Below are 12862 nucleotides of genomic sequence, written 5' to 3'. Positions count from 1 at the left end.
ACGAAATCATCCGGTGGTGGTTAGTCGTTCTGTGGGAAGCCGAGGTTGATGCCCCCGTGGCTCGGATCGAGCCAGCGTGAGGTGACGACCTTGTTACGCGTGAAGAACTTGAAGGCCTCCGGTCCGTAGGCGTGCTGGTCGCCGAAGAGCGAAGCTTTCCAGCCGCCGAAGGAGTGGTAACCCACCGGAACTGGAATGGGAACATTGATCCCGACCATGCCGACCTGAATTTCGTTCTCGAAACGCCGGGCCGCACCACCGTCGTTGGTGAAGATCGCGGTGCCGTTGCCGTAGGGGCTGGAATTGATCAGATCGATGCCTTCGTCGAAGCTGTCGACGCGTACGACTGAAAGCACCGGACCGAAGATCTCGTCGGTGTAGATCGACATATCGGGGGTGACTTTGTCGAAGAGCGTGGGATTCAAGAAGAACCCTTCGCCGTCCGCGTCGACGTTCCCACCGCGCCCATCGACGACCAGTTCGGCCCCGGAGTCGACCCCCGCGTCAATGTAGCCGGCGACCTTGTCGCGGTGCTCGCCGGTGATGAGCGGGCCCATATCGCAGCCGCGGGTACCGTCTCCAACGCGCAATTTCTTCGAGCGTTCGGCGATCTTCGCAACGAGTTCGTCTGCGATGGGCTCAACGGCCACGACCACGGAGATTGCCATGCAGCGCTCGCCAGCTGCCCCGTAGCCAGCGTTGATGGCCATGTCTGCCGCCAGATCAAGGTCGGCGTCGGGTAGCACAAGCATGTGGTTCTTCGCGCCACCGAAGGCCTGGACGCGCTTACCGTGGGCCGTGCCGGTGGAGTAGACGTACTGCGCGATCGGGGTGGATCCGACGAAGGATACCGAGGAAACACGCGGATCGGTCAAGAGCGTATCGACCGCTTCTTTATCTCCGTGCACCACGTTGAGCACCCCGTCGGGTAGCCCGGCTTCCTTCATGAGTTCGGCGAGCCACTGCGAACTGCTCGGGTCCTTTTCGCTGGGCTTGAGCACCACGGCGTTGCCCGAGGCAATGGCGACCGGGAAGAACCAGAGTGGCACCATGGCGGGGAAATTGAACGGCGAGATGATGACCGAGACGCCCACGGGCTGGCGCAAGGAGTGCACATTCAGGTTGGTCGATGCACTCTCGGTGTAGTCGCCCTTGAGCATGTAGGCGGCGTTGCATGCCAGTTCAACGACCTCGAGCCCGCGGTTGACCTCGCCCAGGGCATCATCGAGTACCTTGCCATGTTCGGCGGTGATGATGGCAGCTAGCTCATTCTTGCGCGAGGCCAGGAGTTCGCGGAAACGGAACATGATGGCGGTGCGTCGTGTCAGCGAGGTGGCCGCCCATCCCTTGGCGGCGGTGTGGGCAGCTGCGATGGCCGCCTCTGTGGTGGCCTTCGAAGCGAAGGCAACCTGACGGGCGACCTGGCCGGTGGCAGGGTTGTAAACCTTACCGGTTCGACTCTCGCCATCGCCGCTGAAAGGTGCGTTGTTGACCCAGTGCTGGAGGGTGTCGGTCAGGGTGATGGTCATGATCATGTCCTTCGTTGGGGTCGTGTTCTTCTCCCATCCTGCGCCACAAATGTGTTGTAGAACACTGGCACTATGTCATGATTTCTTAGAGATCCGTGACGTTGTGTAAAGGGGCTGGCGGTATTGGGCGAGTTGCGAGTGCGCGACGTGTTGGCATTGAGCGAGGTTGAATCCGCCGACCCCGTGATACTTAGTGGCCAGGCGGCACTAGGTGCCGAGGTGCGCTGGGTTCATATGACCGAGGCGGCCGACACCATCGAGCTCCTTGTCGGTGGCGAGTTGGTGTTGACCACCCTGCGCAATGTGCCCGCCGACGAAGCTAGCGTGCGACAGTTCATCGAGGGACTGCGTCAGGCCGGGGCCGTGGGCGTGATGATCGAGATACTTCCGGGTATGTCTGAACGTGCCGATGATCTGGCGCGACTATTGCAGCGCTGGGGCGGTGGCCTAGATTTTCCGGTGGTCTGGTTGCGCCGACGAGTGCGGTTCGTGCGAATCACCGAGGTGATTCACCAACTCCTAATGGCCGAGCAACTGCGTGCCGTGGAGTTTTCCCGCAAGGTGCACGAAATCTATACCGAACTATCGCTGAACGAGGCCGATGAGCGGACAATCGTCTCGCGCACCGCACAATTACTGAGTGCACCTGTGGTGCTTGAGGATGTGAGTCATCGGGTACTGGCTCACGCGGGAAGCGATAGTCCCGAAGATCTGCTGGCCCAGTGGACAAGCCGCTCAAGGTTTGTGCCCTACCCGGAGCGCACGGGTCGCAGCCGCGGCGTGGAACGCTGGTTGCAGACACCCGTGGGCGCCACGCACCGCCGATGGGGTCGGCTCGTGGTGCCGCAACAGCTTGATGACGACGCCAATGCCTCGCTGGTTCTCGAACGCGCGGGGCAAACTTTGACTATCTCGCGGCTGGCAGGCCGCGACGAGCAAGAGTTACTGTTTCAGGCGCGAACCTCGCTACTTCATGAGCTGGGTCAGGCCCATTCGCTCGCCGAGTCTGAGGTGCAGGTACGTGCCGCGTCTCTTGGGCTGGATCAAGCGGAGTGGTATGTTCCGATCGTGGTGGCTATCGGCCCAGGAGCGGAGCTGACCCCTACCCGGATTCAATTGCGCGAACGCGGGGTACTTCAGGCTTTGGACCGCGTCGCCGAACGCATGGGAGTCGGCGCACTCACCGGTTCGTTTCGCGCCGGTCTCATCGCGGCCCTTTGGCCGGTCGCAGAGCTCGGGCAGCTCCCCACTCAGCTGCAAAGGCTTTGTCGAGAGCTGGACGGAGAAGCATCGACCAGTATTGCGATTGGAGTTGCTGAGGAACGCCGGAGCATCAGTGGTTGCGCCCACCAGCTGGAGGAAGCGGCGCAAGTGGCGCAGATCGTCACGGCACTGCCGACTCGCAGTAGACCCTATTACCGCTTTGCGGACCTCAGGTTACGAGGTGTACTTGCTGCCATGGGCGGCGACGGGCGGATGCGTGCGCTGGTGCGCGCCGAATTGGGGCCGCTGCTCGAATCCGGCGATAACGAGGCATTGGAACTTCTCGAACGCTACCTAGAGCATGGCGGAAACAAGTCGGCACTAGCCAAGGCCGGGTATTTTTCGAGACCTACGCTGTATGCCCGACTCGCGCGGCTCGAGGAACGGCTCGGGTTGTCGCTGCAAAGCGCCGAATCTCGTACGAGCCTTCATGTGGCCTTGATGTGGCATCGCCTTCACGGGTAGGGCCGATGCGTTCAGGTGCGCAGTCAAAGCATCAGGGCCATGCAATAGCCCGCGCGTGGCAAGACTGAGATGATAAGGGCATGCCAATTCTGAATAAGGACATGACCCTGTGCATCTCACTCTCCGGACGGCCGTCCAATTTGGGGACCCGATTTCACAACTACCTCTATGAGCAGTTGGGGCTGAACTTCATTTACAAGGCCTTTAGTACCGAGGATATCGCCGCGGCGATCGCTGGCGTGCGCGGGCTGGGGATTCGCGGGTGCTCGGTGTCCATGCCGTTCAAAGAGGCGGTGATCGAGCTGGTGGATGAGCTCGAAGAATCGGCACGCGCGATCGAATCGGTCAATACCATCGTGAACGACAACGGGGTGCTCACCGCCTCCAATACCGACTACGAAGCCGTGGCATCGCTACTTGAAACGCATAAGGTGGACCCGGCTTCCAGCGTGCTGGTGCGCGGCTCGGGTGGGATGGCTAAGGCTGTGGTGGCGGCCTTCCGCGGCGCCGGCTTCGAGGACCTTACAGTGTTGGCCCGCAATGAAGCAGCCGGACGTGCCCTTGCCGAGAAGTACGGGTATAGCTGGGTGGGCGCAGACCCGGAGCCGGGGCACCAGGTCTTGGTGAACGTGACCCCGCTGGGGATGACCGGGGACCAGTCGGATGAACTGTCTTTCGGAGTCGAGCACATCGCCCAAGCGACGACGGTGTTCGATGTGGTGGCCTTCCCGGCCGAAACCCCGCTGATCCGTGAGGCGCGCGCACAGCAGGTGCCGGTGATTACCGGTGCCGAGGTGGTCGCGTTGCAGGCTGCTCGTCAATTCGAACGCTACACCGGCATTGCCCTGAGCGATGAACAGGTGCGTGAGGCTTCGGAGTTCTCCCGCGCCCAGATATAGCGAATCATTGCCACTGGACAGCTGCCTGTAGGCAGCCGTCCTAAGGCTCCTCATGCTCTGGCCCCTCGCCGGGTGAGCTACGTGTCGGCGTCGGAAGGCTTTACTGCCACCGGCGCCGATCGACTTTTCAACGGCCGCTGGTGGTCGAGCCCGGCCCTGGCCGCGCGAAAATTTTCCTCTGCCAATCAACCATATGTGGTCGGTGACATGGCCCACTTTTCTCCACCCGGTGATCGTCAAATTTGCTTGCAACATCCTCTTGTGAGCCCTTTGAACTCATGTAATAGTTATTGGCAACTATTCACTATAAAAGCACTCGCTTGCACCTCATGAAGGGTTTTGGATCAATGTCGATTCCCAACCACAAAACCATGGCTCCGCGGATCGGGATGAGCCGCATCGCCCCGCCTCCGGTGGGGGAGCGCCCCACCGAATCCAAGCCAGTCTGGTTTGTTGCCTTGCTGGCACTTGCCCAATTTGGAATCTTTGTCGCATTGCTCGGACCGGTGATGGTCTCGATGGCGCTGAAGGTCGGGAGCCTCGAGAACCCCAGCATGCCGGCGACCTCGATGATCGGTATCATCCTCGGTACCGGCGCCATCGCCGCGGCCTTCGGTAACGTCTTTTTCGGTCGGCTTTCCGACCGCACTCGTTCACGCTTCGGCCGCCGCCGGCCCTGGTTGGTGGGCGGGGCCTTGGTGATGTTGTTGGGTCTTTGGCTGATTTCGGTCGGCACCGGGATACTGAGCCTGACCATCGGCTGGTTTGTCACCCAGCTCGGTGCCAACGCCGCACTGAGTGCCTTCATGGCCACGCTGGCCGACCAACTACCGGAAAAGCAGTACGCGCGGGTCTCTGCCGTGGTGGGCATTATGCAGAACGTCGGAATTCTCGGCGCGGTCTGGATCGCCACCCTGTTCACCGCCAATATGAGCGCCCTGTTCCTGGTCCCGGGCCTTATCGGCGTGCTGGCCGTGGTGCTGTACGCGGCGGTGCTGCCCGACCCGGTGCTCACCGAACAGCCACCGAAGTTCGATGTGCTCGAGATCCTGCGGACCTTCTGGGTGAGCCCGCGCAAGCACCCGGAGTTCGCGCTGGTCTGGTGGCAACGCTTCCTGGTCATTCTGGCCTCGTTCCTCTTCACCACCTTCCGCCTGCCCTTCCTGATGGAGCGCTTGTCTTTGGATGAGGCCACCGGCGCGGCCGTTATGGCTCAGGGCGTGCTGATCTACACCATTGCACTGGTGCCGGTTGGTTACCTGGTCGGCTGGATCTCCGATAAGACCGGACACCGCAAACTGCCCGTCATCGTTTCCGTGGCGCTTTTCGGCATCGGCACCTACCTGCTTTTCCACGTCGAAAGCGTCGGGCACTTCTTCATCGTCGAGGCCCTACTCGGTGCGGCCATGGGCATCTACATGGGCGTGGATATGGCCATTGTGCTCTCCGTGCTACCGAACCCGAAGGACGCCGCCAAGGATCTGGGCGTCTTCAATATGGCTAACGCCGGCCCGCAGTCGCTCGCCCCGTACCTCGGTGGCTTTTTGCTGGCCACCGCCGCCCCGGCCGGTGCCGCCAACTACGGCCTGCTGCTCACCGTGGCGGCCGTCGCCTCGATTATCGGCGCCCTGATTATTCTTCCGATCAAGAAAGTGAAGTGAAGTTCCATGACCGTCACCACTCATAACAGCACCGCAAGTCTCGTGGATAACTACCGGGGCCTGCTCAACCGGTTGGAGCTTGCCGAAAAGGTGCGCCTGCTCACCGGCGAAACGGCGTTCACGCTTCCGGGAAACGACTCCATCGGCCTGGCGGAAATGGCCTTCTCCGACGGTCCCACCGGGGTGCGCGGTTTGAAGTTCTACGGCGGCGAAGCTGTGGCGCTGGTGCCCAACGCCACCTTGATCGCCGGATCGTGGGACGATGAGATCGCCTATGAAGTCGGAGAACTGCTCTCCGAGGAAGCGGCCCGCCAGCAGATCCACGTCGTGCTTGGGCCCACGATCAACCTGCACCGCACCCCCTTGGGCGGCCGGTTGTTCGAAGCCTACTCCGAAGACCCCTACCTGACCGGGCGTACCGCCGCCGGCTATGTGAAGGGGATGCAGGCTGGCGGCACCGGGGCGTGCCTTAAGCACCTTGTGGCCAACGAATCCGAGATCATGCGCAACTTCATGGACTCACGGCTCTCCGAAGCGACGCTTCGCGAGGTCTACTTAACCCCGTTTGAAATTGCGGTGCAGGACGCCCACCCGTACTCGATGATGGCCGCCTACAACGACGTGAACGGCGTGCCGGCCACCGAGCAGGACCACGTGCAAAATCAGATCGTCAAGGGCGAATGGGGCTGGGATGGATTGATCATGTCCGACTGGTTCGCCACCAAGCACACCGCCGAGTCTGCCAACGGCGGGCTGGATCTGATCATGCCGCAGGGAGGGCCTTGGGGCGAGCATCTGGTGGCGGCCGTGGAACGCGGCGAAGTTAGCGAACAGACCATTGATGAACATGTCGCGCGCCTGCTGTTGCTCGCCGAACGCACCGGTGCGCTTGATACTGACGGACGTGGCCATCGGAGTTTCCCGACCGACCTGCCTACCGCCTCCGACCCGGCCCGGGCCGAGCAGCTTAAGCGAATCGCCACGCGCGGCATGGTGGTACTGAAGAATGAAGGACAGGTGCTGCCGCTCGAATCGGGAACCGTGGCATTGAGCGGCCGCCCGGCCACCGACACCCAGCTGATGGGCGGCGGCTCGGCCATTGTGACCCCGCCATATCAGGTCGGCATCGCCCAGGGGCTGAGCGAACGCATCGGTGAACGGCTGAGCGTAGCCAGTGGCCCGTGGACCCGGCGTCGCCCGCTGGCCGTGGATCCGCTGAGAGTGAGCCACCCCGAAACCGGGGCCCCGGGCCTCGAGGTCAGCTACTACGCCGCCGACGGTACCCTGATTTCTTCGGTGCACTCGACCGTCCCTGAGATCTCGGTGGGTTGGGACGATGAGATGGAGCAAATTCCGGCGCGGGTGACCTTCCGGGCCAAGGTTGGCGAGCAGACGCAGTCCCTGCGCCTTGGCGGCATTGGCGCGGGGAACTGGACTGTGGAATACCTCGGAAGCGATGGCGCACCCGGCCGGCTAGGTAGCCAGAGCGATTTCGTCACCGACGATCCAGGGGAGGCCGTGTTGCGCCCGCCAGCGTTCGAGCAGGTTGTCGAGGTCGCGCCGGGCAGCGTGGTCAGCGCCAGCGTCGAGCTTCAGGACTCGGAGCGCACCAACCGCCTACTCGAGGACCCGCGGTTCAACATTGTTCCCGAGTCCCATATGGCTGGGTTCAGCTCCTTCGGCAAGTTTGCCCTCGTGGCAACCCCAATTCACGCCAGCGATGAGCAGTTGATTGCCGAGGCGGCCCAGCAGGCCGCAGCGGCCGAAACCGCGGTGGTCGTGGTCGGGCTGACCGAGGAAGATGAGACCGAGGCCGCCGATAAGCAGACACTTGCGCTACCCGGTGCCCAGGACGCGTTGGTCAGCGCGGTGGCCGCGGTGGCACCGCGCACCGTGGTGGTGCTCAACGCCGCCACCCCGGTCCTGATGCCGTGGCTCGATGAGGTCGATGCGGTGCTGGTGGTGGGGCTGCCCGGCCAAGAGGGCGGTCACGCGGTGGCCGAGGTGCTCACCGGCGTGGCAGAACCCACCGGTCGTCTGGTGACCAGTTACCCAAGTGCCGACGGGGCCGCCCCCGCCTGGGGGACCGAACCCGATGAGCAGCTGCGTCTGGACTACACCGATGGCTCGTTCATCGGCTACCGCGGATACGCCGCGGGTCATGCCGCCGAGCCTCTGTTCTACTTCGGCCACGGGTTGGGGTATGGGCAGTGGCAGTACACCGCGGCAACCTTGGACGAGGAGGCGGTGCAGGTGGAGTTGACCAACACCGGGACGCGGACCAGCCGGGAAACCGTCCAGCTGTACTTCCGGCCCGATGATCAGAGCCAGCCGGTGCGGTTGGTGGGTTATCAGGGCGTTGTCGTCGCCGCCGGTGAAAGCGCTAGCGTACGGGTGCGGATCGACCAGCGGATGTTGCGCCGTTGGGATGAGACGGCCGGTCACTTTGAGCCGGTGGGGCAGGGCAGCTACTTGGTGGCCCGTTCGTTGGCCGACATCCGGGCCGAACTGCGCCGATAGTCCGTACGCACGTTAAGGGTGGCCGGTGCGTCGTTCGACGCCGGCCACCCTTAGGCTATTAAGGACTATAGGGCGGGAAACTTCGGGCAGGAGGCAATCGGTGGCAGCAGAGCGGACGCGGGGTCGAGTGAAAAGTGGACGCCCGAAGGGGGCGGACTCGGAAGCCCGGCGCGAGCAGATCCTCGCGGATAGCACCGAACTATTTATCGAGCACGGCTACTACGGGGTGACCATGTCGATGGTGGCCCGGGCCTGCTCGTTGAGTCCCACCGGCCTTGCCCACTACTTCGCCACCAAGGATCAGCTCCTGGAGGCGATCCTGCATCGGCGTGATGAGCTGGATATGCAAAATGTGAATCTGGTCTCCGAGTACAAGGTGGCCACCGGTTGGGGCCATTTCCGCTGGCTCGTGGAATTGGCGCGGCATAATGAGCGGCAACCACGGATGCTGCGGCTCTACACCACGATGGCGGCCGAGGCGACCAACCCGGAACACCCCGCCCGGCAATGGCTATTGGATCACCACGAGAATGCCCGCCGCATGATGGTGCAGTCCTGCCAAGAAGCAATTGACGCCGGGGAGCTGCGCGCCGACGCACCGGCGGAGGAAATCGCGCGGCTCCTGATCGGGGCGTTAGATGGGCTGCAATTACAGTACCTATCCGATGCCCGCTATAGCTCCATGGGGGAGACCCTGGCCTTGCTGGTCGATACACTCTACAAACGCTACAAGGCCTAGGACTCCGATCCGTCGGCATACGGGCGGCGACGATCCTCTTGCGGTGCTTCGCTCCACGGCGCGATCCACGCCCCGGTGCCCTCGGAAACATCGCGCACGCCCTCTTCGAGCCAGCGGAAATCCCCGTCGAGCAGTTGCCGGCTGAGCTCGTCATCGCTGGCGGTGCTGTTGTTAAAGAGTTGCTCGAAGTGCTGCTCGCAGCGAAGTCGGGCCTGCTCACAGAAGGCACCGGCTAACGCCTCGGCGGCGAACCGGTGTTCGGCCCCGTCATGAATCAGCTGGTTGGTTTTGGCGATGCTCGCCGTCATCGCGAAAAGTTCGGCGCCAATGTCGACAATATGCCCCAGGAAGACCTGCTCTTTCTCCAGTCCAGCCTGCCAGCGAGCCATCCCGACAAAGGTTTGCCGTGCTAGCCGCCGCGCGGAACGCTCGATATATCGCAGATGCCGGGCCAGCGGGCCGTAGCCGAGGTAACTGGTAGGGACGGTACCGCGACCCACGGCTAGCTTTGGCAACCAGCGCGCATAGAACCCGCCGGCCTCCACCGCGGCCTTGAGCTTTTCCTGACCAGTCGCATCGGCTTTGGCTAGGTCGCCGGCCGCCTGCAGGTGCGCGTCGACGGCTTCCCGGGCGATCAGCAGGTGCATGATTTCGGTGGAACCCTCGAAGATCCGGTTGATACGCAAATCGCGCCACAGCTGTTCCACCGGCACCGCCCGTTCACCGCGGGCACGCTGCGAGGCGGCGGTTTCGAAACCGCGACCGCCACGTATCTGCAACAGGTCATCGACGATCGTACAGGTCAGTTCCGAGCTGTAAAGCTTGGCCAGCGCCGCCTCGATGCGCACATCCTTCATCCCGGCATCGGCGAGCGAGGCACTTAACTCGAAGATTGCCTCTAGTGCGTAGGTGCTGGCTGCAATACGAGCTAACTTGCTCGCCACCGCCTGATGTTCACCGATGGGGTGCCCCCATTGGACTCGGGCGGCGGACCATTCGCGGGCGATCTTGGTGGCCCACTTGCCCGCTCCGGCACACATCGCCGGGATAGATAGTCGCCCGGTGTTCAGCGTGCTCAAGGCAATCTTCAGGCCGCTACCTTCGGCACCGAGCCGGTCGGCCACCGGCACCTTAACCTGACGGAAGCGGGTCACCCCATTTTCGATACCGCGCAATCCCATGAACTCGTTGCGGTTCTCCACGGTGATCCCCGGAGCGTCGGCCTGAACGATGAACGCGGTGATCCCGCCGCGTGAGGCTGGCTGATCCCCGAGCGCCTCATGCGATTCCACTGCGGCCATCACCACCAGGAGTTCGGCGACCACCCCGTTGGTGGTCCACAATTTCGCCCCGTCGAGCACATAGTGCGTACCGTCGGCGCTGAGCCGAGCCTTGGTGCCTAGCCGTGCCGGATCGGAGCCTACGTCGTTTTCGGTGAGCAGAAAGGCCGAGATGGCTCCGGCCGCACAGCGCGGAAGGTAGCGTTGCTTTTGCTCCGGGCTACCGAAGCTCTTGACCGGCTCGGGCACGCCGATCGATTGGTGTGCCGAGAGGAGAGCGCCAATGGCGGGGCTGACGGCTCCAACCTTCATCAACGCCCGGCCGTAGTCGAGCAGGCTTAAACCCAGGCCGCCGTACTCGCGAGGAATCTTCATGCCGAAGGCCCCGATACGGCGCAAACCGGCTATGGCCTCATCGGGAATGCGTCCCTCGCGCTCAATGATCTGGGGATCCAGCGCCTCGAGCAGTTCATCGAGCCGAACCAGAAACTCCGCACCGCGCGCGGACGCTTCGGGATCGGGCACCGGCGTCGGGTCGACCAGCGAGAAGTCCACCTCGCCCATGTAGATGCCCTTGGCAAAGCTTGGGCGTTCCCAGCCCTGTTCGCGGGAAGCCTCCGCGACCTCGCGGGCCGTGGCGGCATCGACGGTTGCCGATGGTTGATTCTGCTCTGTGGCCATAACGGATCCTTAGCGCTCGCCGGCGATACGCCGCGCAGGACAGATCGCCTGACCGGTTCAATGGCCCCAGCCTAGCCCTCCGGCACCGGGCTGGGAAGAGTTCTGCGGGAGTCTGGAAAATCCTTTGAGAAATGCGGTCGCATGGGCTCATCGACGCTAGGGCTACGGCACCGATTGGCCGGTGCTTGCGCCCGTGCCACCAGCGCCGTGGAATCAGGCATAAAAATGCCCGTGGGCCAGAACCGACCAGATGGTGGTCGGCCCGGCCCACGGGCATGGTGCTCAAGCGAGCTTAGGAATCCTGCAATACCTGCGCCTCGGCGCGGAGCTTGCGTCGGCTCGCCGCATGCTTGATCAAGGTCAGCACCACGGCGGCGGCCAGCAGCAGATACATGATGATCGTCGCCGGCGAGGAGACCAGGTAGGCCAAGCTACCTTCGGAGACCGTCAGTGCGCGACGCAGGGAGGTTTCGGCCAAGGGGCCGAGGATTACGGCGATCAGCACCGGGGCGACCGGGAAGTGGTAGCGGCGCATCATGAACCCGAGCAGTCCGATGGCCAACAGGAACCACAGGTCGATCAGCGAGGAGCTGACCGCGTAGACACCGAGCATCGACAGTACGGTGATACCGGCATAGAGGTAGTGGCGTGGAACCAGAAGCAGCTTGGCCCACAGTCCGGCGAACTGCATATTGATGATCAACAGCATCACAAGGCCGACGAACAGCGAGGCCAAGAGGGTCCAGACCATGTCGCCCGAGCGTTCGAACAACAGCGGGCCCGGCTGCATGCCGTACTGCTGGAAGGCGGCAATCATCAGCGCGGCGGTGGCCGACACGGGAAGTCCCAGCGCCAGCAGTGCACCCATGGCCATGCCGGCGGTGGCGTTGCCGGCGGCTTCCGGGGCGGCCACGCCATTGATGGACCCGGTGGTGCCGAATTCCGGGTCCTTGCGCTTGGCGGCCAAACGCTTCTCCGTGCCGTAGGCCAAGAAGGTAGGGATTTCGGCGCCGCCGGCCGGAATGACACCGAAGGGCAAGCCGAAGGCGGTGCCACGCAGCCAGGCCGGTAGCGCCTTGCGGAAGTCGGCGCCGCTGAGTCGAATGCGTCCACTGGAGGGGATGCGCATGGCGCTTGGATCGCGGTGCACACGCGAGGCCACATGCAGCACCTCGCCGAGGGCCAAGAGACCCACGGTGATCACCACAATGGATAGGCCGTCGAAGAGCTGCGGCAGGCCGCTGGTGTAGCGCACGGTACCGGAGATGCCATCCACGCCGATCAGGGCCAGTACCAAACCGATGGCCAGGGCACTGAGACCCTTAATGATCGACTCGGAAACCACCGAGGAAATCGCCACGAAGGCAAAGATCGCCAATGCGAAGTATTCGGCCGGCCCGAAGGCGGTGGCGAGCTTGACCAACGAAGGGGCGAAGAACACCACGAGCGTGGTGGCGATCAGCCCGCCGATAAAGGCGCCCATGGCGGCGGTGGCCAGAGCACGGGCCGCCTGGCCGCTTTTGGCCATCTTGTGGCCTTCAAAGGTGGTGGCGATCGCCGAGGACGCACCGGGGGTATTGAGCAGAATGCCGGCGGTCGAGTCACCGAACATGCCACCGAAATAGATGCCGGCGAACATGATGAACGCGGCCGTGGGATCCAGGCTGAAGGTCACCGGCAGCAACAGCGCGACCGCCATGGACGATCCGAGGCCGGGCAGGACACCTACCGCGGTGCCCAAGAGGGCACCGATCAGTACCCACATCAGGTTTGCGAGGGTCAGCGCCCCGGCAAAGCCTTCCATTAGATGATTGAGCTGATCCAT

Annotated in this window: 8 protein-coding genes; 5 read left to right on the top strand and 3 right to left on the bottom strand. The window is 63.2% G+C overall.

Annotated elements, in window-relative coordinates:
* Positions 1–20: 20 nt before the first annotated feature.
* A complete protein-coding gene (locus tag ACYU0X_RS13450; protein ID WP_418907314.1) occupies positions 21–1529 on the bottom strand; it encodes a CoA-acylating methylmalonate-semialdehyde dehydrogenase in 1509 nt (502 codons plus the stop codon).
* 123 nt (positions 1530–1652) lie between these two features.
* On the opposite strand from ACYU0X_RS13450, the gene ACYU0X_RS13445 reads away from it, so the two are divergent.
* The 5 genes from ACYU0X_RS13445 (at position 1653) to ACYU0X_RS13425 (ending at position 9076) form a co-directional block, all read left to right on the top strand.
* Positions 1653–3257, top strand: a complete 1605-nt coding sequence (locus ACYU0X_RS13445) for a PucR family transcriptional regulator (protein ID WP_418907313.1) — start codon at positions 1653–1655, stop codon at positions 3255–3257.
* A gap of 80 nt (positions 3258–3337) precedes the next feature.
* Positions 3338–4156 (top strand): shikimate 5-dehydrogenase, encoded by an 819-nt coding sequence (locus ACYU0X_RS13440; protein ID WP_418907312.1) that lies wholly within the window; start codon positions 3338–3340, stop codon positions 4154–4156.
* 347 nt (positions 4157–4503) lie between these two features.
* Positions 4504–5817, top strand: a complete 1314-nt coding sequence (locus ACYU0X_RS13435) for an MFS transporter (protein ID WP_418907311.1) — start codon at positions 4504–4506, stop codon at positions 5815–5817.
* Between the two features lie 6 nt (positions 5818–5823).
* Positions 5824–8337 carry a beta-glucosidase family protein gene (locus ACYU0X_RS13430; RefSeq protein ID WP_418907310.1) on the top strand — a complete coding sequence of 838 codons (2514 nt, stop codon included), beginning with the start codon at positions 5824–5826 and terminating at the stop codon, positions 8335–8337.
* 100 nt (positions 8338–8437) lie between these two features.
* Positions 8438–9076, top strand: a complete 639-nt coding sequence (locus ACYU0X_RS13425) for a TetR/AcrR family transcriptional regulator (protein ID WP_461901186.1) — start codon at positions 8438–8440, stop codon at positions 9074–9076.
* Here ACYU0X_RS13425 and ACYU0X_RS13420 read toward each other — a convergent pair.
* Together ACYU0X_RS13420 and ACYU0X_RS13415 are read right to left on the bottom strand one after the other, a co-directional pair.
* The gene (locus tag ACYU0X_RS13420; RefSeq protein WP_461901185.1) at positions 9073–11037 is read right to left on the bottom strand and encodes an acyl-CoA dehydrogenase family protein; all 1965 of its coding nucleotides are present in this window, start codon (positions 11035–11037) and stop codon (positions 9073–9075) included. The two genes, ACYU0X_RS13425 and ACYU0X_RS13420, sit on opposite strands and share 4 nt — an antisense overlap.
* A gap of 292 nt (positions 11038–11329) precedes the next feature.
* Complete coding sequence (locus ACYU0X_RS13415) at positions 11330–12862, bottom strand: tripartite tricarboxylate transporter permease (protein ID WP_418907307.1); 1533 nt, start codon at positions 12860–12862, stop codon at positions 11330–11332.

This window comes from Glutamicibacter sp. X7, assembly GCF_054889245.1.
The sequence above is the reverse complement of the archived record's forward strand: the minus strand, read 5'-3'. Positions and strand labels throughout refer to the sequence as shown.